Genomic DNA, 22,506 nt, shown 5'->3' with positions numbered 1-22,506 from the left:
ACGACGCTCGCCTGCCCGGGCCTGGCGCCGTCATACGGCGTCAAAGCCTTGCGAGACAATACTTTTCGATGCGGTGTCGATCACGGGGCGGGCGTTCGACGGGCCAGCCAGTTCCGCTGGCGACGGATGAACCCCGCGTCGACGACGCTGCCATGGCCGGGGACGTAGATCGCCTCGGGGCCGCCGACCGCGAGCAACCGGTCCAGCGTCGCGGGCCAAGCGGCGACGTCGGAATCGCCATCGATGGCGGGATCGGCGGACTCCTCCACCAAGTCACCGGTGAACACCACGATCCGCTCGCCCTCCTCCATCCCGGGGGCGATCACCACCAGGTCGGAAGCGGTGTGGCCACGGCCGAGGTGGGCGATCGTCACCGCCCGGCCGCCTAGGTCGACGACGTCGTGGTAAGTGCCGCCGCGCGGGGGCCGCAGGGCGGCGATCGCCGCGTCCACCTCGGCGGGGTCGGCACCATGACGCAGCGCGTCCTCGCGGAGTTCAGCGGTCGCCGAGGACAGGTGTTCGGCCACCTCGGGCGCGCAGTGCACTTGCGCCCCGGCGAACAACGACGAACCCAGCACGTGGTCGAAGTGCTTGTGCGTCAACACGATATCGCTCACCGGACACCTGGCGAGCAGCCGGACGTCGGCGTCGATCGCGGCGGCCTCGCGCAGCGTGGTTCCGGTGTCGACGAGCAAGGCGCCGGTGTAGCCCCGCACCAGCCCGATGGTTACGTCGCAGAATGGGAGCCGACAGCGGTGCACGCTGCCGGTCAGCCGTTCCCAGCTGAAGTGCACACCCGGAAGGTAGCCGCCCGGCCTCCGGCCAGCGCACATTTCAGCGGCGACATTACGTCGGAAATAGTTGACATGTCGGGAATATCCGACATAAGTTCCTGGGTGTGGCCAGCATCGATCGCGTCTTTCTCGCCTTGGCCAACCCGGTCCGGCGCGAATTGCTGGAAATTCTGTTCGACCAACCGCTCTCGGCGGGGGACCTCAGCGACCGGTTCGAGCTCAGCCGGCCGGCGGTCGCCGAGCACCTCAAGGTGCTGCGCGACGCCGGTCTGGTGGCCGACCAGCCGCACGGACGTCATCGCATCTACCGCTTGACCGCGGAGCCACTGGCGGAACTCGGGGAGTGGCTGCATCCCTTCGAGAAGTTCTGGCGCGCCCGACTGGCCAAGCTCGCCGAAACAGCAGAGGAGTTGAAATGACCGCGACGTCACGCTTCGCCACCATCCGGGTGGAGCAATTCGTGGCGGCGCCACCGGCCACGGTGTGGCGACTCCTGACCGAGCCCGCCCTGCTGAAGCTGTGGTGGGCCGAGGGTCAGGTGGCCGCGGTGGTGGGCCACCAGTTCACTCTCGACATGCCGGGCTATGGAAAGCAGCCCTGCACGGTGCTCGAGGTCGACCCGCCGCATCTGTTCGCCTACACGTTCACAGCCGCCTGGATATTGACCTGGCCACTGGAAGCCGAAGGAGATGGTACGCGAGTGTTCTTGGAACACAGCGGGTTTGACCTCGATGACAACCGCATGGTGCAGGCGTTCGAGCGCATGAGGCCGGGATGGCGCGACGTCGTCCTCCCCCGGCTCGCCACGCTTGGCGCTCGACCACGCGCTTGACCGACGTGCGACGTTTCGACTCGCACGGCACCGGCTATCTCCCGGACATGGCTATCACCGATTCCCGCGATGTCGTCATCGAGGCGACGCCAGACGAAATCATGGATGTGTTGTTCGACCTCGAGTCATTGACCGAGTGGTCGTCGTCGCATAAGAAGGTCGAAGTGCTCGAGCGGGACGATCAGAATCACCCGACCCGATCCAGACAGGTCGTCAAGCTGGTCGGCGTCAGCGACGAGCAGGAGTTGGCGTACACCGTCCACGCCGACGGTGTCGGCTGGACGCTCGTCAGCTCCAAACAGCAACGCGCCCAGGAGGGTCGGTACACGCTGACACCGGACGGGGACTCCACCAAGGTTCACTTCGAGCTGACGGTCGACCTGGTAGCGCCCGTGCCCGGATTCCTCGTCAAGAAGGGGGCCAAGAGTCTGATGGACACCGCCACCGAGGGACTGCGCAAGCGGGTGCTCGAAGTCAAGAAGCGCGGCAAGTAGGTTCAACGCACCCAGCGGCGAAATCGGCTCCTTCCCGACTGCGGGCGCGCGAGTCACACTGTTGTCTATGGAATCGACGCGGGCGGGCACGCTTCACCGATGCGCGGCAATCATCGGAGCACTGGCGATCGCGCCGGGGCTGGCCGGCTGCTCCGGACACGGTGATAGCCACCCGACGAATTCCTCGACGCCGAAGGTCACGACGCTTGGGCGCACGGCGCCGAACGCGCCCGCGGACAGGCCGTTGAGCATCAGCAGCCCGGCTTTTGCAGACGGCGCGGCGATCCCGGTGCAATACACCTGCAAAGGTTCCGACGTCGCACCGCCGTTGGCCTGGTCGGCGCCCCTGGGTGGCGCCCTCGTCGTCGACGACCCCGATGCCGTCAACGGCCTGTATGTGCACTGGGTGGTCATCGGAATCGCCCCCGGCTCCGGGAGCACCGCAGACGGGCAGACTCCGGCGGGGGCGACCGCCTTGCCCAACACGGCCGGCCAGCCGGGGTATCAGGGCCCCTGTCCCCCGGCGGGAACCGGGACACACCATTACCGGTTCACCCTCTACCAGCTGCCCAAGGACTACCAGCTGCCCGGCGGCCTGGCCGGCGTGCAGGCGGCGCAGACGATCGCTGGCGCCGCAACCTCGCAGGCCCAGCTCACCGGAATCTTCGGTGGCTGAACCGGAGCGGGTCAGCCATGCCAACGCAATCGCCGTTAAACGTCACGAAGGCAATACAATTCGCCCAGCTCGTCAACGCGACGTACGCGACGCCGCCCGGCGATCTGACGAACAAGGCGGGCCAGGCACTGAGCGCTGGCGGCGTTGACTACACCGTGGTCACCACGATCTACGCCAACGATCTGGCAACCGACATGGATTCGAGTCGAGCTGACGACGAAGTATCGATCGGGCTGATCTGCCAGGAGAACAAAACGGGCGACGTCGCGATCGCGATCCGCGGCACCGAAGGATGGCTGGAGTGGATCCACGACGTTGACTTTCTCCAAGTGCCGTGCCCATTTCTGGCCGGCGCCGGCCATACAGAAGACGGCTTCACCGACATGTACGAGTCGCTGAGGACGGCAGTCGCGCCGGGTTCGCCGACGGTGGTGAACGCGCTGGCGAAACTTGCGTTCCCTCAACCCGTCGGGTCCGTGACAATCTGCGGGTACAGCCTGGGAGGGGCACTGGCGACACTGCTCGCCCTTGACATGGCCGCGAACACAACGTTTACCGACCCGGCCGTTTACAGCTACGGCAGTCCGCGCACCGGCGATTCGTTGTTTGCGGGCACCTACGACCAGGTGGTCAAGAACTCCTATCGCATCGCAAACCGGCTGGACATCATCCCCGACCTGCCCCCGCCCATCGGCTATGAGCACGTGCTCAATCCGATCGAGCTGAACCCGATCAGATGGTTGCCACTGCCGCCCAAGGCTCTCGTCAAGTACACAGTGTCCTGCGAACATTCGCTCGCGACCTACCTGTACCTGCTGTCCCTGCAATCCGGTGGTCCCGTGCTTCCCCTGGAAGCCGCCTGCAAACCCTGACAGGTCAGGCCATGTCGTCGAGCGCCTGATAGGCGGCGTTGTAACCGGGAGTGAAGGTGATGCCCGGTCCGCCATGGCATCCGGCGCCGGCGAGATACAGGCCGTGGATCCCGATGGGCATATCGAGGAAGCCTTTCGGGCCCGGCCGGTTTGGCCCCATCAGGTCGGGGTGCAGCAGCCCGTGACAGAAGTCGCCCGAGGGCGCGCCGAACATGGTGTTCATGTGGTAGGGCGCAAACGTAATGTGGCGAATCACGATATCCTCGAAATTCGGCGCGAGTCGAGTGATTTTGTCGATGACGCGTTGCGCCATCTCGTTTTTGAGACGCCCGTGTTGGTCGCGGCTGACTTCGACCGGGAAGGCGTAGGCGAATACGCTCGCCGCGTGCTTGCCGGGCGGCGCCATGGCGGGATCGTGCACCGATGGGATCTGCATTCCCATCGACGGGTTGTCCGGAACGATGCCCCGCCGGCAGTTCTCCCAGTGCAGCTGTTGGGATTCGGGTGACCCGAAGATTCCGACCGACTGTTGCATGCCGTCGGCGTTGAGGAAATCGTACGGCGGGGCGAACTCGGGCAGCCCGTCGAGGGCGAAGTGGATCTGGATGAATGACGCCCGGTGATCGCGGCCGGAGACGCGCGAGAGCAGCTGTGCCGGAACGTGTTCGGGTGTGATCAATTGGGTGAGGGTGATATCGGGCGACAGGTTGGACACCACGATCGGCGCCGAGACCGTCGACCCGTCTCGCAGCCGCACGCCGGTCACTTTGTCTTGGTCGATCAGGATTTGCTCGGCCTTGGTGCGCAACCGCATCTCGCCGCCGTGGGCAATGAAGAGCTCACGCAGGTGTTCGGTGAGGGCGCCGATGCCACCCTTCAGCTTGGTCATCATCGCAGTGCTCGTCGCGTCGTCTTGGGGCACAGCTAATGCAAAGGCCAAACAGGTTGCGCTGCCCGGTGTGTACGGGCCGCGGTAGGTCGAGTTTACGGCCAGGAAAGCCAGCATCCCACGCATGACCGCGTGCTTGTGTTTGTCGGGCAGGTAGCGGTCGATCACGTCCATGGCCGAGCCGAACAACATGTCGTGAATCGCCCGACGTTCGGCCTCGTTGGCCGCGCAGGCGTACATCTCGTCGAGACTCTTCGGCGGTCGCCGGACGTCGAAGCGGCCCAGCGCTTTCGCCGGGCCCTGACTCCAGCCGATAAGTTCGGCCATGCCGGTGACCGCTTCCATCCCATGCTTCTCGCCCAGATGGGTCATCAGCCGCATTGGGTCCCGGTAGAAGATCATGGGCTCTTCGCCGTGCTCGCCGATGTTGGTTGACATCACGTCGGGCTCCACCGCCGGCAGCGTGTCCAGTCCGAGGTCCTTGGTAAGTTCGCTCGCCATTGGAAACTGCACCGAACCGGCGATCTCGTACCGGAAACCATCGATCAACTCGACCGTAGCGGCCATGCCGCCCGCGTAGGTGTTGGCTTCCAGGCATATGGTGCGCAGGCCTGCGCGTTGCAAGATCGCCGCCGCGGTCAGCCCGTTGTGCCCGGCGCCCACCACGATTGCGTCGTAGTCGGTATTGGTCATGACCTTGACCTCGTCTCGATCGGGAACCGCTGCCTAAGGTTATGTCAGTACTGACATAATTGGAAGATGTCAGTCGTGCCTGCTCGCCTGGGATACGATCACCGCTGATATGACCCCCCCGGGCAACCGTCATCAACAACGACGACGATCGACGCACGAGGCACTTCGCCAAGCGGCGTTGAAGAGCTTCGCCCACAAGGGGTTTGCGAATGTCACCGTCACCGAGCTGGCCCGCGCAGCCGGTGTCACCGAACGCACCTTCTTCCGGCATTTTCCGACCAAGGAAGCCGTGCTTTTTCAGGACTACGAGACCCAGCTGGAGTGGCTGGCCGAAGCGCTGGCCCAGCGGCCGCCCACGGAATCGCTGTTCGACGCGGTTTTGGCCAGCGTTGCCGCCTTCCCACACGACCTCGAAGTGGTGCGCCAAGCCGCGACCGCTCGTGCGGAGCTGATCAGCGCCGAGCGGATTGCCGGGCATCTGCGGGTCGTGCAGTCCTCGTTCGCCCGGGTGCTCACCGATTTCGTCAGAGAGCGGAATCCGGGTCTGGCGAACATCGATCTGGCCGCCGAGGTCGCAGGCTCCGTGCTCGCCGCGGCTCTCGTTGCGGCAGTGGAGAATTGGGGCCGCAGCGGTTGTGCCGGCGACCTCGGCGCAGACGTGACCGCGAGCCTGAAGCTGGTGCGCTCAGGCCTGGCTGCACTTGCCTGAGCTGGCGACTCGGCGAATCGGTCACCGCGCGGCGTCGACGGCTGCCTCGATGAAGCGGCGAAGTACGGGGCTGTTGGCCCGCTTCGGAAACGCCAGGACGACGGGAATGTCGGGAGCACCCCGCAGCGCGATGAACCGCACGCCCGGGTGAATGTTGCGTCTGATGGCGACGTCGGGGATGACCCCGACCCCCCGGTCGGCCGCGACAGATTCGATCCACTCATCGAAATTTGTTGTCTCGACCACGGTTTCGGGACCCGCGCCCGCGGGCCACGACCAGGGCCCGGTGGTGCCACTGGCAGTGTTGACCACGAGCGGCCATCGTGGCACCTCGGCCCAGTCGAGCTCGGCCCGCTCTGCCAGGGGCGAATGCACCGAACACACCGCCACTCGCGGCTCGTCGAAAAGGTGCACGATTCGAACGGCGGTCGACGTCACGTGCCCGCGCACCACGGCGACGTCAACCCTGCGCTGCTGGACCGCATCGAGCGCATCATCGGTGCGGACCAGGTTGACGGCGGTCCGGGCGGCCCGTTCGAATCGCGCGACGGTGTCCTGCGCCCACGGATCGGGCAACAGCCAGCTGAACCCGAGGCGGATACTCGCCTGGTGCCGCACGGCGTCGACACCGCGGCCCAACTCGGCGAGGACCCGTTCGACGTGATCGAGGAAAACCCGCCCGGCCTGGGTGGCCGCTACCTGCCGCGAGCTCCGATCCAGCAATGTCGCTTCGAGCGCGTCCTCGAGCTGCTGGATGGTGCGACTCAGCGCGGGCTGTGTGATGTTGAGTTCCTGGGCGGCCCGCGTAAATGATGCGAGGCGCGCCACCGCTTCGAATGCGCGGAGATGGCGTAACTCGACTCGGCCGGCCTGGAGCACGTCCATGCCTGACGAGCATAGATACCCTACAGGCGGCATTTCACGCGGGATTCCCGCGGCCCTAACGTCGGTTGCAAGGAAGGCGCAACGCGCGCTTTATGCAGGAGGAACAATGCCGTTGTTGTATATCGACGTCATCGAGGGTCGTACACCCGCCCAGACCCGGGCACTTTTGGACGCGATCCACGAGACCGTTGTCGAAGCGTTCGGAGTTCCGCAGCGGGATCGCTACCAGGTGGTGCGCACCCACCCGGGCCACGAGATCGTCACGCTGGACACGGGCCTCGGCATCGAGCGCTCAGCTAGCCAGGTGATCGTGCACGTGGTGAGCCGGCGGCGTCCGCGCGAGCTCAAACAGAAGTTTTATGAGCTGCTGGCATCCCGCCTCGCCGACCGGTGCCGGCTCGACCCTGCCGACCTGATCGTTTCGGTCACCGAAAACGACGACGAGGACTGGTCTTTCGGCCACGGTCGGGCGCAGTTCCTCACCGGTGAGCTCACGTGAGCGCCAGCGCGAATTTGACCACACGCCTCACCGAGCTGTTCGGGATCGAGCAGCCGATACTGCTCGCGCCGATGGCCTTGATCTCCGGGGGGCGACTCGCGGCGGCGGTAACGCAGGCGGGCGGCCTGGGCCTTGTCGGCGGAGGCTATCCCGACGCGGAATGGCTGCGATCCCAGATCGACCGGGCCGAAGGTACCCGAGTCGGATACGGTTTCATCACCTGGAGCCTCGCCCAAAACCCGGGAGTCCTCGACATCGCTCTGGCCCAGCAGCCGGCGGCCGTGATGCTGTCGTTCGGCGACTTACGGCCTTTCGCCGGTCGCATCCACGCCGCCGACGTTCCGCTGATCGCGCAGGTGCAAAACCTGGACCAGACGAACCGCGCCCTGGACGCCGGGGCACAAGTCGTCGTCGCTCAAGGTGGCGAGGCCGGCGGGCACGGCATGAGCGCGCGATCGACTTTCACCTTGGTGCCCGAGGTCGTCGATTTCGTGGCGGACCGCTCGCCCGAGACGGTGGTGGTGGCCGCCGGCGGCGTCGGCGATGGTCGCGGGTTGGCGGCCGCGATGGCGCTGGGTGCCGATGGTGCGCTCGTGGGAACCCGGTTCTGGGCGACGCCGGAGGCGCTGGTATCGCGGCGCGCCCAGGAACGCGCGGTGGCCGCAGGCGGGGACGACACCGTGCGCACGCGCGTGTACGACCTTGTCCGCCGGCTAGATTGGCCCGCCGGATACGACGCGCGGGCGCTGGTTAACGCTTTCCTTAAGACCTGGCACGGCAACGAGGCCGAGCTCTCGGCGCAGCTACCCCGAACTGTCGCAACCTACGAAAGGGCGGTAGCTGCAGGCGATTTCGATACCGCACCCATACTTGTAGGTGAAGGGGTGGGGGTCATCCACGAAGTCCGTCCCGCCGCTGACATCGTCGCCGACATGGTCACCGAAGCGGCCCGTATCCTGAATCGGGTGGGACATTCGCCTCAGTAGAGTGGTGACCAGTCCGAGGTGCGTAACAACCGGCTTTCCCATTGATCTCGAAACTTCAGAGCCTCGAGCATGTAACTACCCGGCGCCCGGTGCTCGGGCGGCACCTCCTTGGTGAGCAGGTGGACGAGCGCCGCGTAGTTGTTGGAATCGTCAATCTTCTGCCACAGCATGGCTTCTCGCCGTCGATAGCTGCCGTGGGCGACTTGGAAGCAGGCCTGAATATCAAGGATTCGCATTCGCGCGGGTGCCCGAGACAGCGGCCGATAGTAGATCTCGTCCCAGGAGCGGATGTAGTCGTCGAGCGGCGCGTAAGGCCACCCGGTGTCTTCCATGAACAGCGTCAGAGGGTGAGTGGAGCCATCGGTGGGCACGGTCGCCAGGTCGACGGTTTGAAGCGGTGACCACGAGACCGGCAACAGGATCTTGCCGCTCACTTCGTGGCGCAGGTTGTCCAGCTCGCGCATCCAGTACCGAAGGTCACCGCTGTGCGCCCGGTGGGCAAGTCTCTCCCAGGCCGCGCCGTCGACGATTCCGGTGATCGTGACCACGTTGTACGACAGCCCGGACCCGTGAGCGTGGTTGGTGTACCAGAGCAGTCGAGCGTCATCCTCCTCGGCCAATGTCGGCATCCAGCCCTCGCGGTACGCGGCCTCGAAATCGTCTTGGCGCGCGCCGACCACTTTGTGGGTCTCGTGCAGGAAAAGCATTCGAACTCCCAGGTTTCAGGAATGATTCACTATGAGCGCGGCGAGCTCGCGGCGGTTGATCTTTCCGGTAGAGGTGTAGGGGATCTCGTCGACGATCGCCATCCGCTCGGGCAACTTGAAGTAAGCGATCAACCCGCGACAGTGCGCGTGCAGCTCCTCGGCGGTGACTGGGGCGCAGACCACGACCGCGGCCCCTACCCGTTGGCCGAGTTCCTCGTCGGCGATGCCGACAACTGCGACATCGCGCACTGCGGCGTGGGAACGCAGCGCTTCCTCGACCTCGATGGGACCGAACTTCTCTCCCCCGCGGTTGATGGTGTCGCTGAGCCGTCCGCTGGGGAAGATGTAGCCGTCGGAATCTTGGCGGGCAAGATCGCCGGTGCGCAGCCACCCCGCGGTGACGTTCTGGGTGGTGCTGACCCACAACTCGCCGACCGTTCCGATTTCGACATCGCTTCCCGTGTCCGGATCCACAACGCGCACATCGACTCCGGGTAGCGGTCGCCCAACTGAGCCCGCGCGAGCGGGATCGCTGTGGTCGTTCGGCATCAGCGTCGTGTATGCACCGAGTGTCTCCGTCTGACCGAATACGTTGGCGAAGGCCACATGTGGAAGCGCGGTCATCGCTTTGCGCACCAAACTGACAGGCGCGGCGGCGGCGCCGTAGGCGATGGCGACCAGCGAGGTCAAATCCGTGCCGGCGAAGTCGGGATGGTCGAGAATGCGCTGCAGCATGGTCGGCACCATGAAGGTGGTTGTCACGCGGTGCTCTGACACCAGGCGTAGCCACTCGCCGGCGTCAAATCGCTGCTGTATAACCGTCGTGTTGCCGGAGTACAAGCTGCCAAGCGTTCCCAGCGCGCCCCCGACATGGAAGAACGGGACGCACATCATCCCCACCGCCGGCTTGGTCGGCGCGCGAAATGGCGCCGCCATTCCCTTGATCCGTCTGGTGAGCTGAGCGTTGGTGATACCCACGGCCTTGGGCAGGCCGGTTGTGCCGCTGGTGAATAGGATGAGGGCGTCCCGGTCGCCGTTGGCGTCGACGGCTTCGCCGCCGTCCCTACCCGTGAGCGTGACGAGATCAGCGAGGGTCAACACCGTTGGTACGCCGGCTTCGCGGAGCCGGTCGGCATACGGTACCCCCGCCACAGCCACCCCGGCGCAACCGGCGTTTTCGAGGAGCTTGCGGATCTCCGCTGGGGTCAACGCGGGGTTCATCAACGCAGCCGCGGCGCCGATGCGGGGCGCCGCGAGCAGGGTCGCGATGGACACCAGGCTTCCGCCGTCGAGGACAGCGACGCGCTGGCCGGCCCGCACGCCGCCGGCGGCCAGGCCGGCGGCGCACCGGCGAACCGTATGCGCCACTTCGCCGTAGCCGATGGGTTGTCCATCGATGATCAGCGCCGTCCGGTCGGGATCGCGGGTCGCGGCCGTGTCGAGGATCGTCCCGATATTCATGCGTGCCGTTCAGTACAAGGGTGACCACGCGGAGGTGCGCAACAGCCGGCTGTTCCACTGGTCGCGCAGGTCCAGAGCGTCGTGCATCCAGGTTCCCGGCGCCCGGTATTCCTCGGGAATCCGGGTCCGGAGCAGGCCGAGGAGTTGCTCGGGCCGCTGTATGCGCTGCATCAAGACGACCTCGCGGCGAACGTGGCTACCCAGAGCGGGCTGGAAAGCCGCCTGGATCGCCAGCATTGCGGAGGGCCCTTCGAGGCCTGGGGCATACACCTCGCTGCAGCGATCGATGTACTCCTCGAACTTGTCTTGGTAGGGCCACATGGTGTCTTCCATGTAGAGGCTCAGTTCGTGCTCTCGCCCGTCGACCGGTACCTCGTGCAACGCCACGTTCCGCAGCGGCGACCATGGGAGTGCTACCAGCAGTTTGGCTTCGACCTCGTGCCGCAGTTCGTCCAGTCGTCGCATCCATGTCTGCAGATCGCCGCCTTGCACCCGGAGTGCAAGGCGCTCCCATGCCGCCCCGTCCCTGACGGCGGTGACGGTGACGACGGTATAGGACGGGCCACTGCCTTGGGCGTGGTCGGCATACCACAGGAGCCGTGCGTCGTCGCCCGCGGCGAGCATGGGCATCCAGCCGTGCCGAAACGCGGCCTCGAAGTCGTCTTCGAAGCGGCCGCGCACCTTATGCACCTCGTGCATGAACAGCACGCCGAGACGGTAACCCCAAACCGTTTGTCTGGTCTATGCCTGGCCTCGGCGATCAGGATCTGGTTTGCTCAGCTCAGTACTTCACTTCACCGGGCAGGAGTTCGATGATGGCCCGTCTCAACGTGCCGGCCGGCCCCGGCGGCGAAGCCGCCATGATCTGGACGCTACGGCCGCAACTCGGTGAGATGGTCGAACGCATGATCCGCGGCGCGTATCAGCAGAGCATTCTGCCAGCGGACGAGCGGGAGTTGGCCAGGATGCGCATCGCGCAGATCAACGATTGCGTTGCGTGTTCGGACTTCCGAGCTCAGTCGGTGTTGGATGCCGGCGTCACGCCGGAGCTCTACGACAACGTCGCCGCGTATGCCATCTACTCGGGATACACACCGCGCCAACGCCTTTGCATCGAGTACGCCGAACGCTTCGCCACCGACCACGCCTCGCTCGATGACGATTTCTTCCAACGACTTCGGGTCGAGTTCTCCGATGAGGAGATCCTGGATCTCACGCTGTGCGTTGCGGTCTTCCTCGGCCTGGGGCGCTCGTTGAGCGTGCTGGGCGTCGACCAGTCTTGCGCCATCGATCTCTGATCACTCATCCGGAAGGAACCAATGGACATCGCCACCGTCGACGAACTTTTGAGCACGACGCGGTCGGTTCGTAAACGCCTCGACCTGACCCGCCCGGTGGGTCGCGAGGTGATCCTGGAGTGCATCCAGCTGGCGATGCAAGCTCCCACGGCCAGCAACACGCAGGATTGGCGCTGGGTGGTCGTCACCGATGCCGACAAGCGTGCCGCCATCGCCGAGATCTACCGGAGCATCGGCGCGCAGTACCTGGCGTACGCCGCCGACAACGCGAGCGACGCGCAAACAAGGCGGGTGTACCAGAGCGCCATGACCCTGACCGAGACGCTGGCCGACGTGCCTGTGCACGTCATTCCCTGCCTCAATCAGCGCATCGACACCGCGGAACCGGGCATCGCCGCGGCGGCCTGGGCGTCGATCATCCCCGCCGGCTGGAGCTTTCTGCTGGCGCTGCGCTCTCGCGGTCTGGGATCGGTGTGGACGACGATGCATCTGTTCAAGGAGCAAGAGGTCGCCGAACTGCTCGACATTCCGCCCACAGTCACGCAGGCCGCGCTGTTCCCCGTCGCCTACACGGTCGGCACCGACTTCCGGCCGGCCAAGCGGCCACCCGCGGAGACCATCACGTTCTGGAACAGTTGGATACCGGCTGACGGAGAAAGCTGATGCAGTCCTACACCGTGCGATTCCACGTCGATGCCCCGCCGAAGAAAGTCTGGCGAGTGCTGCATCCACCGGTGCCGCCGGACGCGCCCCGGCCGCGGGTTCTCAAATGGCCCACCGGCAGCATGAAAATCCTCAACGAGGGCAACGAGGCCGGCGAAGGTCTGGTCCGCACCTGCGTCTACAAAGTGCCGAAGTATCTGCTGACCGGCGGAAGGGCGCGCTCGTGGGAGACCGTGACCGAGGCCGAGCTGAACAAGCTGTCGCGCTACACCGCGGTCGGTGCCCCGCTATGGTCACGCGCCGAGGGCTATCACCAACTCGAAGAGCAGCCCGATGGCACCACCGTGCTGACGTTCCACGAGACCTATCACGCCAATAACCCGGTGCTGCGCTTCTTTCTCGAACGGCCTGTCCACGCCAAGATTTCCCGCGACAATCTCGAGACCTACGAGCGCGCGCTCAGTTACGCGGGCCGGGTGCGGCGGCTCGTTTAGGCTTTCTTTGTCGCCTCGCCGAGTCGCAACGACATGAATTCGGTGCTTGACCCCGGTACCCTCGACCTCTATGGATGGAGTACCTACCGTGGCGAGGTTGCTTGCTGCGAGCCTGATGGTCGCGGGCTGGGCCGCTTCCACGGTCGTCGCCAGCGCCGACCCGGACGAGACCGACGCACCGGCGCCCGGACCTGCACCGGCCGCTGCGCCGTCACCGGGGGCCCCGCCCGCGCCGGCAGCGCCGAAAACGTCCATCGACAAGGACGGCATCTACGCCGTGGGGACCGACATCGCACCGGGCATCTACAGCTCGGGCGGCCCCGCCGGCGATACCGCCTGCTACTGGAAGCGGACCAACCCGGACGGCGGCATCATCGACAACGCGATGTCCAAAAAGCCGCAGGTAGTCCAGATCGATCCGGGCGACAAAGCGTTCAAGACTTCCGGCTGCCAGCCCTGGCAGCTGACGCCGGGCGCTGCTTTGCCCCCCTCGACGCCGCCCGCTGGGGTGCAGGGCACGCTTGGCATCCTCAACAGCCTGCTGGGTGGGGGCGCCCAGCGGGCGCCATCGGCTGCTCCGGCCCCGCAGGCGCCGGCCGTGGCTCCGGCTCCGCAGGCGCCGGCCGTAGCCCCAGCTCCCCAGGCGCCGGCCGCGTCACGGGCTCCGCAGGCGCCGCTTGCTCCGGCGACGTCGGCGCCCCCTCAAGTCGCACATTCCTGATCGTCCTCGGTAGCGGTCGATGTGAAGTCGCCGCGACCCGCGGCGGCCCTGTTTTCGCTACCGTGGCGCCGTGGCGCATACGCAAGGGATTGTCGTCGTCGGTGCCGGCGTCAGCGGATTGACGTCGGCCATCTGTCTGGCCGAGGCCGGCCGGCCGGTACGGGTATGGGCCGCGACGACGCTGAAGCAGACGACCTCGGCGGTAGCCGGCGCCGTCTGGGCTCCCCCACGACCGGCCGAACGCGCCGCCGAGACGCTCAGATGGACCGAGCACTCGCTGCGAGTGTTCACCGATCTCGCCGGGGACCCCGACTCCGGTGTCCAGCTGGCACCCGCGCTGGCCGTCGGTGAGCTGACCGCGGGCGAAGCGATGTCGTCGGCGGCCCCGCTGATCCCCGATCTGCGACCGGCCGATCCGGCCGACATTCCCGAGGGCTTCGGTAGCGGATTTCGTGCGACCGTGCCGATGATCGACATGCCCCGTTACCTCGACTACCTGACTCGGCGGCTCGCGGCGGCCGGCTGCGAAGTCGAGGAGCATCCCGTGCGGTCGCTGTCCGAGGCCGCCGACGCCGCCGGAATGGTCGTCAACTGTGCCGGCCTCGCTGCGGGCGCGCTCACCGGTGACGACACCGTGCGGCCGCTGTTCGGCCAACATGTGGTGCTCACCAATCCCGGTCTGCGGCAATTGTTCTTGGAACTCAACAGCGGTCCGGAATGGACCTGTTACTTTCCCCATCCGCAGCGGGTGGTCTGCGGCGGCATCAGCGTCCCGGGCCGCTGGGACGCCACGGCCGACCCCGAGGTGACCGAACGAATCCTGCAGCGCTGCCGCCGCGTAGAGCCGCGACTCAATGACGCCGACGTGGTCGAGGTCATCACTGGACTGCGCCCCGACCGTCCTTCGGTGCGCGTGGAAGCCGAGCCGCTGGGGCGGGCGCGGTGCATCCACAACTACGGTCACGGCGGCAACGGCGTCACGTTGTCCTGGGGTTGCGCGCGCGACGTGGTGCGCCTGGTCGATGGAGTAGCCGGGTGAGCATCGATTACCGGCTGGACGAGCACATCGCCACCATCACGATCAATCGTCCCGAGACGCGAAACTCATTGGACATGGCGCATTTTCGCGACTTGGCCCACGCGTGGGCGGCGTTCCGCGACGACGATCGGGCCTGGGTCGCCGTGATCACGGGGGTCGGGCGCGACTTCTGCACGGGAGCCGACCTCAAGAAATTCATCCCGGAACTCACCGGTGACCTCCCCAAGCCCCCGGGGTGGAACAAGGACGACGCCATCCACGCCGTCCTGCATCGGTTCCCGGTGTACAAGCCGATCGTCGCCGCCGTGAACGGGACGTGCGTCGCGGGCGGTTTCGAGATGCTGACGTCCACGGACGTGCGAGTTGCCGTCCCCGACGCGCGCTTCGCGGTGATGGAGCCCAAGCGCGGTCTCTTCGCCGGCGGCGGAAGCACCGTACGGCTGCCGAGGCAGATGCCCTACCCATTGGCCATGGAGCTGCTCTTGACGGCCGACATGGTGGACGCGGAACGAGCCCTTGCCATGGGACTGATCAATCGGGTGGTCCCGGCGGACAAACTGATGGACACCGCGTACGACTTCGCCGCGCGCATCGCGGTCAACGCGCCGCTCGCGGTGTTCGCCACGAAGCAGTCAGCCGTCGAAGGCCTGGCGCTCGACCTCACGTCGGCCTACGACAACGAAACCAGGCACAGCGACCGCGTTTTCGAGACCGAGGACGCGAAAGAAGGACCGCGCGCGTTCGCCGAGAAGCGGGCACCGCGGTGGCAGGCCCACTGAGCCGTCAGGCGCCGGCGCGCCGAATCACCAAGGACAGCAACCAACTAACGATGGACAATACGATCGCGGCCCAGATCGCGGTCCACCAAAAGTGATCGATGTGCAGCCCCCAGTGCGTGGTGTGTTCGGTGATCCGTGCAGTGATCCACAGCATCAGCGCGTTGACGACAACATGGAACAGGCCGAGCGTCAGGATGTACAGCGGGATCGACAAGATCTGGACGATCGGCTTGATGAACGCGTTGACCAGACCGAAGATCACCGCGACAACGAAGATGATGCCGACTCGCTCCGGCTTCGTATCGCCGCCCACGAAGCTCAGGCCATGCACGAACAGGGTGACGATCCACAACGCGAGTCCGGTCAACGCGGCGCGCAACAGAAAAGGGCCCATGCAACGCATCCTGCCAGCCGGGCGCCCAAAGGGTAAGCGCAAATCGGCGCGACCGATGCAGCGCTGCCCGGGACGCGGAACCGGGGAGCCGCGCGGTTTCGTGGCCAAACCCCCGGTGTTTCCCGAGCGACGCGCCGAGAACGTTGCCGCCCAACATGATTGAGAAGCGCGTCACTCAATGACCGTGCCGCGTCTCGCTCAGTCGGCGGCGGACGCGGGTGGTTTCACGATCACGATGGGCAACGGTCGGTTCGCTGGAGTGGTGACGCCCATGGAGCGCCCTCCCACGCTCATTCCGGTCAATCCGCGTCCCGCCATGCCCGCCAGGGCCATTTCGCTGAGCAGACCTTCCTCGGCCCCTGCCGCGGCAGGGGCGGCAAGCAGGCTGCTACTCGGCAACGCCTGGGTGGCAAGCGCGATCTCCGGCGCGGTGGTGGTCCATCCGTAGGGGACGGATAGTGCCCCGACCGACGACGCCTGGTTCAGCCCCGCCGAGACCGCGCCACCCAGGCTGGTTGAGCCCAGTGGGCTGACTGCGGTGGCGAGCCCCGCTTCGAGCGATTCCGCTCCCGCCGCTGCGCCTTCGGCCGCGACCTCGCCGGCGCTCGCGGCGCCGGCGGAGCCCGCCATGCCGGCGAAGTCGGTCATGGTGCCGAGGTAGTTGCCCGGCATGTAGAACCCTGACGAGAAGACGCTGTTCACCAGGTTGCTGTTGAGGAAAGCCCCCAACGGAGAGCCATCGGTTCCGGCCAGGAAACTCAGGATCCCGCTCGGGGTCGAGAAGTCGGATGCGCCCATTCCCAACCAGTCGCTCATTCCGGGTGTGAACGACGACGCCAACGAGTTGGGTGTCGCGAGGCTCTGGAGCGTCGTCGGCACCGCCGTCTGCAGTTGCGCTAGTTCCGTCTGCGTGTTCGCCGCCGCCGAGGAGGCGATGGCCTTGGTGACCGCGTCGGCCTGCGCGGCCCGCCCTGCAGCAGTGGTGGACGGCGTTGGCGGGGTGAACGGTGTAACCGTTGAGGCGAGTGCCGAATCGGCGGCGTAGCCGTACATGCTGGCGGCGTCCTGGGCCCACATTTCACCGTAGGCGGCTTCCGTGGCCGCGATGGCTGCGGTGTTCTGGCCCACGAAGTTGGTCGCAATCAGCGACATCAGCAGGGATCGGTTGGCCGCGATCACCGCAGGAGGCACCGTCGCGGCGAATGCGGTTTCAAACGCGACCGCCGCCGCGGTGGCCTGCGCGGCAGTCTGCTCGGCCCGGGCGGCGGTGTCGCTCATCCACGCTGTAAAGGGCGTGGCCGCGGCAGCCATCGATGCCGACGCCGAACCGTGCCACTGATCGATGAGCCGCGCGATCACCGAGCTCTGGGACAGTGCCATCGACCGCAGCTCCGCGGCGAGCCCTTTCCAGGCCACCGCGGCGGCCATCAGCGGGCCCGAACCCGCTCCGGAATACATGCGCCCAGAGTTGATTTCGGGCGGCAACAGGCCAAAATCCACCAATGCGGTCATGACTGACGCCTCGTCCGGTCAGTCCCGAGTCCGTGGTCGGTCGAGCCGGGTGCGGCAAGGATGGTGAGGGTGAACGGCGGCTGTTTCATCAATCGTCCTTCGATACGACGGGGGTTGCTCGTCGCTCCAAAGACGTTCAGCCGCAGACTCGATCAGCGCAGCGATAGATCGGCATCGCAGCTGTCCTGCCAACGGCCATCTGCCCAATCCACGAGGCGACGCGCACGCCGGACGCGGCGCGTCCGGCACAACTGGCAGGTCTTCGGACTCGCAGGCACACACCGAGAACGGTGTTCCTAATGGCCGTCGCTTCCCAGTCTTTGGACCAGTGCCGATGACGGCGGTCGTTCCTGCATACCGCTGCGGGACAGTCCCGGATTCACACCGGGTTCCCTCTCACGATGGGCCCATACCGGCGCCCCCGCTCGATGCCGGGGTCAAGTGGCCCCGGCAAACCAACTGCGCGGAGAACATTACCTCAACGGCGCCCGAGTCTGAGCATTCACCAAGTCGAGTTTGACCCGAAGGCTGAACCCGGGTAGGGCCGCTCAGTTCAGGTGGTAGAAGCGCTGCGCGTTCAGGCCACCGATCTTTTCGCGGGAGCCGTCGCTGATGTCGCTTCGGGTGCGCAGGTGCTTGGTGCTCTCCGGCCACTCCCCGTCCCAGTGCGGGTAGTCGCTGGCAAACATGATGAAATCGTCGCCCAGCACGTCGATCACGCCGGGCAGGATCGGTTCCTCCGGCTCGCACGTCACCCAGATGTTGCCCGCAGCCAGATAGTCGTGCGGATCGCGACGCCAGCCGCGTTCCACCCAGTCGCCGCGCTTCTCGTAATGCTCGTGCAGCCGATCCATGAAGAACGGCACCCAGCCCGCGCCCGCCTCGAGGAACGCGACCCGCAACTCGGGGTGTCGCTCGAAGACGCCGCCGGAGACCATCGCGGTCATGGCGGTCATCTGATCGAACGGAAAGCTGATGCAGTGCACCTGGATGTAGTTCGTGAACCGGTCCACACCGATCTTGGGCAGGTGGATGCCCGGCGCGCCATGCACACCCAACGGCATGCCCAGGTCGACGGCGGCGGCATAGAACGGGTCGAGGTCGGGATGGTCGAGGTTGCGGCTCTTGAGCGCCGGCGGCACCAACGTCGCAATCAGGCCAAGCTCTTTGGCTTCGGTCATGACGTCGATAGCCGCCCGGCCGTGCTCGATCGGTGTCACCGCGACGCCGCGCAACCGGCCGCCCGACGAGGCGCAGTAATCTGCGATCCACTGGTTGTACAGCCGCGAGAATCCCGCGGCGAAGTCCGGATCCTCGAGACTGGGTGCGCAGAGCCCCATGCTCGGGTAGAGCACCATCGTGTCGATGTAGTCGCGATCCGCGTCGCCCAGCACGCCCTCGGGTGAACGGCAATTGATGTCGGGAGCCTTACTGATCCCATGCTCGGGTGGGCAACCCGCGCCCGGGCCAGTGTCCTCGGGGTAGTTGCGCCCCTCGAGCGTCAACCCCGGCCGGCCGTCCGTAGCGAGCTTGACGTGCTGCGGCCATCGTTTGATCGCTTCGATTGCCAGCGAGGAATTCTCCGCTACATGCCCGTCGGCGTCGATGATCCGCATGTATCCGGAACTTACTCTCGGCGTACGCATGGTGAAACAAGTCGCGCCGGCGCGCTGGGTAAGCCACGATGCTGTCGTGACCACGCAGCGGTTGACCGCAGATCAGCGAAACTCCTTCATCGCGGCGCTGCTGGGCTGGACGATGGACGCTTTCGACTACTTCATCGTGGTGCTCGTCTACGCCGACATCGCCAAGACGTTCCACCACAGCAAGGCCGAGGTTGCGTTCGTCACCACCGCCACCCTGATGATGCGTCCCGTCGGCGCACTGCTCTTCGGGCTGTGGGCCGACCGCGTGGGCAGGCGGCTGCCGCTGATGGTCGACGTCATGTTCTATTCCGTGGTGGGCTTCTTGTGCGCCTTCGCGCCCAACTTCACCGTGCTCGTCATCTTGCGGCTGCTGTACGGCATCGGCATGGGCGGCGAGTGGGGGCTGGGCGCCGCGCTGGCCATGGAAAAGGTGCCGGTACAGCGGCGCGGGTTCTTCTCCGGGCTACTGCAGGAGGGTTACGCATTCGGCTACCTGCTGGCGAGTGTCGCGTCGCTGGTGGTCATCGACTGGGTGGGGCTGTCGTGGCGGTGGTTATTCGGCTTGAGCATCGTGCCCGCCCTGATCAGCCTGGTCATCCGCTATCGGGTGGAGGAGTCCGAGGTGTGGGAAGCCGCGCAGGACCAGATGAGGCTCACCAGCACCCGAATCCGCGATGTGCTGCGCCACGGCGCGATCATTCGGCGGTTCATCTACCTGGCGTTGCTGATGACGGCCTTCAACTGGATGAGCCATGGCACGCAGGATGTCTACCCCACCTTTCTGGGTGCGCACGCCAACCAGGGCGCCAATCTCTCCAGCACCACGGTCAAATGGATCGTGGTGGTGTACAACGTCGGCGCCATCATCGGGGGCCTCGTCTTCGGCGCGCTGTCGCAGCGATTCAGCCGCCGCTACACCGTCGTCTTCTGCGCGATCCTGGCGCTGCCAATCGTCCCGTTGTTCGCATATTCGCGCGGTGCGGCAATGCTGTGCCTGGGTTCGTTTCTCATGCAGCTGCTCGTGCAGGGCGCGTGGGGTGTGATTCCCGCCCATCTCACCGAGATGTCCCCGGATGCCATCCGCGGCCTCTACCCCGGCGTGACCTACCAACTCGGGAACTTGCTGGCGGCGTTCAATCTGCCGATTCAGGAACGCCTCGCCGAATCACACGGCTACCCGTTTGCGCTGGCGGCGACAATCGTACCGGTGCTCATCACGGTCGCGGTGCTGACGCTGATCGGCAAGGACGCCACCGGGGTCCGGTTCGGCACAAGCGAAAGCGCCTTTGTTGCAAGCGAAGTGACCTGACGCTATTCGTCGTCGCTCAGTATGCGCCGCAGCAGGTGCATCGCGACCGTGGTAGAGCGCTCCCGGATGTCCGAGCGGTTGCCGGGAAGCCGCAGCGTGCGGGTGTCGCCGCGGCCATCGGCCGTTACGCTGAAACAGACTGTGCCCACCGGCTTTTCCTCCGTTCCCCCACCCGGGCCGGCGATCCCGGTGATCGCGACCGCGGTGTCGGCCCCGAAGCGCTGCAGCGCGCCGGCTGCCATCGCCTCGGCTACCGGTTCGGACACCGCGCCGTGCGTTTCGATCAGCGCCGGGTCCACCCCCAACAGCTCGACCTTCGCCTCGTTCGAATAAGACACGACGCCGCCGGCCACATAATCCGACGAGCCGGGCCGGTCGGTCAGCCGCGCCGCCAGCAGACCCGCCGTGCACGACTCCGCCGTCGCAATCCGGTGGCCGGCCAGAAGCTGTGCGACCAGATCGTCGACGCGGGCGCCGTCCTCGGAGTACAGCTGATGCCCGTGCCTGTCCCGCAGCAGCTTTATCAGCCGCGCGTAGGCGTCGCCGGCCTCCGGCTCATAACGGGTGACCATCTCGATCTCACCGCGCCGCAGGCAGGTGGTGATCTCGAGTTGCCCGAAGCCGGGCACGGCCTGTTCCGCCTCGCGCAGTGTTTCGGCCAGACCCGACTCCGGTAGCCCGAACATCCGCAGCATTTCCTGCCGGTAAATGGTCCGGCCGGCGATCGCGTCCCGCGCCGCGGGCGTCTCGATGGCCGTATGCCACATGGGCTGCAACTCGCGCGGCGGACCCGGCAACACGATCACCGTCGGCTTGCCGGGCACGACGATGCCGGGCGCGGTCCCGACCGGGTCGAGCACCTGCGCACCGGTGGGCACCATGGCCTGCTTTCGATTAGCCGCCCGCAGCGACTCGAAAGTGCCGGGATCCAGGGCGGATTGAAACGCGGGGTTGCGCGCCATCAACTTCTTGAGGATGTTGGCGATCTTCTCCTCGACCTCGGCGTCCAACACCAATTCGCGTTCGCAGAACCTGGCCACCACCTCGACGGTCAGATCGTCGGCCGTCGGTCCTAGGCCGCCGCTGGTGATGATCACGTCCACGCCTTGATCGGCGAGGAAGCGAAGTTGCGCGTCGATATCCGCGGGGCGGTCGCCGCAGATGGTGATGTGGGCCAGCTCGACGCCCAGCTCCAGGAGACGGTCGGCGATCCAGGGGCCGTTCGCATCCTGGACCCGTCCGGTGAGGACCTCGGTTCCGGTGACAACGATTCCTGCGCGTGCACTCACCGCCCCGAGCCTACGCATCGGTTCATTGGACGCTCATTCAGAGGACAATGAGCCCATGATCGAGTTAGAGGTGATCCAGGCCGACGTAACCAAGCTCGAACTCGACGCGATCACCAACGCGGCCAATACACAGCTGCGCCACGGTGGCGGTGTCGCCGCGGCCATCGCGCGCGCAGGCGGGCCCGACGTGCAACGTGAATCGACCGAGAAAGCGCCGATCGGACTGGGCGAGGCGGTCGAGACCACCGCCGGCGACATGCCGGCGCGCTACATCATCCACGCCGCAACGATGGAGCTCGGCGGCCCGACGTCGGCCGACATCATCGCCGCCGCCACGGCCTCGACGCTGCGCAAGGCCGACGAACTCGGCTGCCGCTCGCTCGGGCTGGTCGCCTTCGGCACCGGTGTCGGCGGTTTCCCGCTTGACGAGGCGGCCCGGTTGATGGTCGACGCCGTCCGGCGGCACCGGCCGAGTTCGCTGCAAAAGGTGATGTTCGCGGTGCACGGTGACGCGGCCGAGCAAGCGTTTCGGGCGGCGGTGCGGGGCTAGCCGTCGGAGAGGTAACGCTCGATCGAGGCGACCTTCTGCGCCATCGCGTCACTGGCCCCGGCGCGCCAGTCGGCCTTGATCACCGTGCTGACCCTGGGCGCCCGGGCGGCCACGGCCTCGACCGCGCGCTGCACCACGGCCATAACCTCCGCCCAGGTTTCGCCTTCGATCACGGTGAACATCGCATCGGTTTTGTTGGGCAGACCGGACTCGCGAACCACCCGGACCGCGTCGGCGACGATCTCGCCGACCCCCTCGCCCACCCCCATCGGAGTGACGGAAAACGCGACAAGCACAGACACCCAACGAGCGTAC

Annotated in this window: 26 protein-coding genes, 1 pseudogene and 1 riboswitch; of the genes and pseudogenes, 16 read left to right on the top strand and 11 right to left on the bottom strand. The window is 66.2% G+C overall.

Features of this window, described 5'->3' with window-relative positions:
• Positions 1 to 80 precede the first annotated feature (80 nt).
• Entirely contained in the window at positions 81 to 794 is a 714-nt protein-coding gene (locus tag AC5Y4F_RS10800; protein WP_067934286.1) for an MBL fold metallo-hydrolase, read from the bottom strand.
• Between the two features lie 104 nt (positions 795 to 898).
• Between AC5Y4F_RS10800 and AC5Y4F_RS10795 the strand changes: the two genes are divergently transcribed.
• The 5 genes from AC5Y4F_RS10795 (at position 899) to AC5Y4F_RS10775 (ending at position 3,668) form a co-directional block, all read left to right on the top strand.
• The gene (locus tag AC5Y4F_RS10795) at positions 899 to 1,213 is read left to right on the top strand and encodes an ArsR/SmtB family transcription factor (protein ID WP_197520554.1); all 315 of its coding nucleotides are present in this window, start codon (positions 899 to 901) and stop codon (positions 1,211 to 1,213) included.
• On the top strand, positions 1,210 to 1,626 hold the full coding sequence (locus tag AC5Y4F_RS10790; protein WP_499996597.1) for an SRPBCC family protein: 417 nt from the start codon (positions 1,210 to 1,212) through the stop codon (positions 1,624 to 1,626). Before AC5Y4F_RS10795 ends, AC5Y4F_RS10790 begins: the two co-directional genes overlap by 4 nt.
• A gap of 47 nt (positions 1,627 to 1,673) precedes the next feature.
• On the top strand, positions 1,674 to 2,120 hold the full coding sequence (locus AC5Y4F_RS10785; RefSeq protein ID WP_067934387.1) for an SRPBCC family protein: 447 nt from the start codon (positions 1,674 to 1,676) through the stop codon (positions 2,118 to 2,120).
• 67 nt (positions 2,121 to 2,187) lie between these two features.
• Positions 2,188 to 2,796, top strand: a complete 609-nt coding sequence (locus AC5Y4F_RS10780; RefSeq protein ID WP_067934291.1) for a YbhB/YbcL family Raf kinase inhibitor-like protein — start codon at positions 2,188 to 2,190, stop codon at positions 2,794 to 2,796.
• 17 nt (positions 2,797 to 2,813) lie between these two features.
• Positions 2,814 to 3,668 carry a lipase family protein gene (locus AC5Y4F_RS10775; protein WP_067934293.1) on the top strand — a complete coding sequence of 285 codons (855 nt, stop codon included), beginning with the start codon at positions 2,814 to 2,816 and terminating at the stop codon, positions 3,666 to 3,668.
• A gap of 4 nt (positions 3,669 to 3,672) precedes the next feature.
• Here AC5Y4F_RS10775 and AC5Y4F_RS10770 read toward each other — a convergent pair whose 3' ends face one another.
• Entirely contained in the window at positions 3,673 to 5,250 is a 1,578-nt protein-coding gene (locus tag AC5Y4F_RS10770; protein WP_067934294.1) for a phytoene desaturase family protein, read from the bottom strand.
• A gap of 109 nt (positions 5,251 to 5,359) precedes the next feature.
• Here AC5Y4F_RS10770 and AC5Y4F_RS10765 point away from each other — a divergent pair, with 109 nt between their 5' ends.
• Positions 5,360 to 5,959 carry a TetR/AcrR family transcriptional regulator gene (locus tag AC5Y4F_RS10765; RefSeq protein WP_067934296.1) on the top strand — a complete coding sequence of 200 codons (600 nt, stop codon included), beginning with the start codon at positions 5,360 to 5,362 and terminating at the stop codon, positions 5,957 to 5,959.
• A gap of 21 nt (positions 5,960 to 5,980) precedes the next feature.
• Here AC5Y4F_RS10765 and AC5Y4F_RS10760 read toward each other — a convergent pair whose 3' ends face one another.
• A complete protein-coding gene (locus tag AC5Y4F_RS10760; protein ID WP_067934297.1) occupies positions 5,981 to 6,844 on the bottom strand; it encodes a LysR family transcriptional regulator in 864 nt (287 codons plus the stop codon).
• Positions 6,845 to 6,950: 106 nt separating this feature from the next.
• Here AC5Y4F_RS10760 and AC5Y4F_RS10755 point away from each other — a divergent pair, with 106 nt between their 5' ends.
• Positions 6,951 to 7,343, top strand: coding sequence for a tautomerase family protein (locus AC5Y4F_RS10755; RefSeq protein WP_067934300.1), 393 nt, complete (start codon positions 6,951 to 6,953; stop codon positions 7,341 to 7,343).
• Complete coding sequence (locus AC5Y4F_RS10750) at positions 7,340 to 8,329, top strand: NAD(P)H-dependent flavin oxidoreductase (protein WP_067934302.1); 990 nt, start codon at positions 7,340 to 7,342, stop codon at positions 8,327 to 8,329. Before AC5Y4F_RS10755 ends, AC5Y4F_RS10750 begins: the two co-directional genes overlap by 4 nt.
• Here the strand turns inward: AC5Y4F_RS10750 and AC5Y4F_RS10745 are convergent.
• The 3 genes from AC5Y4F_RS10745 to AC5Y4F_RS10735 are packed head-to-tail and all read right to left on the bottom strand — an operon-like array spanning position 8,323 to position 11,196.
• Positions 8,323 to 9,036 (bottom strand): hypothetical protein, encoded by a 714-nt coding sequence (locus AC5Y4F_RS10745; protein ID WP_067934303.1) that lies wholly within the window; start codon positions 9,034 to 9,036, stop codon positions 8,323 to 8,325. The genes AC5Y4F_RS10750 and AC5Y4F_RS10745 overlap by 7 nt on opposite strands.
• A gap of 15 nt (positions 9,037 to 9,051) precedes the next feature.
• Positions 9,052 to 10,497: a class I adenylate-forming enzyme family protein gene (locus AC5Y4F_RS10740; protein ID WP_067934305.1), complete on the bottom strand. Its 1,446-nt coding sequence runs from the start codon at positions 10,495 to 10,497 to the stop codon at positions 9,052 to 9,054.
• A 9-nt stretch (positions 10,498 to 10,506) separates the two neighbouring features.
• On the bottom strand, positions 10,507 to 11,196 hold the full coding sequence (locus tag AC5Y4F_RS10735; protein ID WP_231986361.1) for a hypothetical protein: 690 nt from the start codon (positions 11,194 to 11,196) through the stop codon (positions 10,507 to 10,509).
• Between the two features lie 113 nt (positions 11,197 to 11,309).
• Here AC5Y4F_RS10735 and AC5Y4F_RS10730 point away from each other — a divergent pair, with 113 nt between their 5' ends.
• From AC5Y4F_RS10730 to AC5Y4F_RS10705, 6 genes and pseudogenes are all read left to right on the top strand, one after another.
• Positions 11,310 to 11,795 (top strand): carboxymuconolactone decarboxylase family protein, encoded by a 486-nt coding sequence (locus tag AC5Y4F_RS10730; protein WP_231986356.1) that lies wholly within the window; start codon positions 11,310 to 11,312, stop codon positions 11,793 to 11,795.
• 21 nt (positions 11,796 to 11,816) lie between these two features.
• Positions 11,817 to 12,458 carry a nitroreductase family protein gene (locus AC5Y4F_RS10725; RefSeq protein WP_067934310.1) on the top strand — a complete coding sequence of 214 codons (642 nt, stop codon included), beginning with the start codon at positions 11,817 to 11,819 and terminating at the stop codon, positions 12,456 to 12,458.
• On the top strand, positions 12,458 to 12,952 hold the full coding sequence (locus AC5Y4F_RS10720; RefSeq protein WP_499996596.1) for an SRPBCC family protein: 495 nt from the start codon (positions 12,458 to 12,460) through the stop codon (positions 12,950 to 12,952). Before AC5Y4F_RS10725 ends, AC5Y4F_RS10720 begins: the two co-directional genes overlap by 1 nt.
• A gap of 70 nt (positions 12,953 to 13,022) precedes the next feature.
• Positions 13,023 to 13,520, top strand: a pseudogene (locus tag AC5Y4F_RS10715) (Rv1352/Rv1906c domain-containing protein); the annotation flags it as partial.
• Between the two features lie 223 nt (positions 13,521 to 13,743).
• Positions 13,744 to 14,712 carry an FAD-dependent oxidoreductase gene (locus AC5Y4F_RS10710; RefSeq protein ID WP_067934313.1) on the top strand — a complete coding sequence of 323 codons (969 nt, stop codon included), beginning with the start codon at positions 13,744 to 13,746 and terminating at the stop codon, positions 14,710 to 14,712.
• A complete protein-coding gene (locus tag AC5Y4F_RS10705) occupies positions 14,709 to 15,491 on the top strand; it encodes an enoyl-CoA hydratase/isomerase family protein (protein WP_067934315.1) in 783 nt (260 codons plus the stop codon). Before AC5Y4F_RS10710 ends, AC5Y4F_RS10705 begins: the two co-directional genes overlap by 4 nt.
• Before the next feature lie 4 nt (positions 15,492 to 15,495).
• Here AC5Y4F_RS10705 and AC5Y4F_RS10700 read toward each other — a convergent pair whose 3' ends face one another.
• The 3 genes from AC5Y4F_RS10700 to AC5Y4F_RS10690 form a co-directional block, all read right to left on the bottom strand.
• Positions 15,496 to 15,885 (bottom strand): phage holin family protein, encoded by a 390-nt coding sequence (locus AC5Y4F_RS10700; protein WP_067934317.1) that lies wholly within the window; start codon positions 15,883 to 15,885, stop codon positions 15,496 to 15,498.
• Positions 15,886 to 16,083: 198 nt separating this feature from the next.
• A complete protein-coding gene (locus AC5Y4F_RS10695; RefSeq protein ID WP_499996595.1) occupies positions 16,084 to 17,397 on the bottom strand; it encodes a PPE family protein in 1,314 nt (437 codons plus the stop codon).
• 236 nt (positions 17,398 to 17,633) lie between these two features.
• Positions 17,634 to 17,829, bottom strand: a riboswitch (cobalamin riboswitch).
• Positions 17,830 to 17,945: 116 nt separating this feature from the next.
• Entirely contained in the window at positions 17,946 to 19,013 is a 1,068-nt protein-coding gene (locus AC5Y4F_RS10690; RefSeq protein WP_067934321.1) for an amidohydrolase family protein, read from the bottom strand.
• A 76-nt stretch (positions 19,014 to 19,089) separates the two neighbouring features.
• Here AC5Y4F_RS10690 and AC5Y4F_RS10685 point away from each other — a divergent pair, with 76 nt between their 5' ends.
• A complete protein-coding gene (locus tag AC5Y4F_RS10685) occupies positions 19,090 to 20,352 on the top strand; it encodes an MFS transporter (protein WP_197520557.1) in 1,263 nt (420 codons plus the stop codon).
• 2 nt (positions 20,353 to 20,354) lie between these two features.
• Here the strand turns inward: AC5Y4F_RS10685 and AC5Y4F_RS10680 are convergent, their stop codons facing one another.
• Positions 20,355 to 21,641 (bottom strand): competence/damage-inducible protein A, encoded by a 1,287-nt coding sequence (locus AC5Y4F_RS10680; protein ID WP_499996590.1) that lies wholly within the window; start codon positions 21,639 to 21,641, stop codon positions 20,355 to 20,357.
• Positions 21,642 to 21,696: 55 nt separating this feature from the next.
• Here AC5Y4F_RS10680 and AC5Y4F_RS10675 point away from each other — a divergent pair, with 55 nt between their 5' ends.
• Positions 21,697 to 22,191, top strand: coding sequence for a macro domain-containing protein (locus tag AC5Y4F_RS10675; protein WP_067934324.1), 495 nt, complete (start codon positions 21,697 to 21,699; stop codon positions 22,189 to 22,191).
• Here AC5Y4F_RS10675 and AC5Y4F_RS10670 read toward each other — a convergent pair.
• Entirely contained in the window at positions 22,188 to 22,493 is a 306-nt protein-coding gene (locus tag AC5Y4F_RS10670; protein ID WP_067934326.1) for an MTH1187 family thiamine-binding protein, read from the bottom strand. The two genes, AC5Y4F_RS10675 and AC5Y4F_RS10670, sit on opposite strands and share 4 nt — an antisense overlap.
• Positions 22,494 to 22,506: the final 13 nt, after the last annotated feature.

Source organism: Mycobacterium sp. NGS56 (genome assembly GCF_059812425.1).
This window is presented reverse-complemented; position numbering and strand designations above follow the sequence as displayed.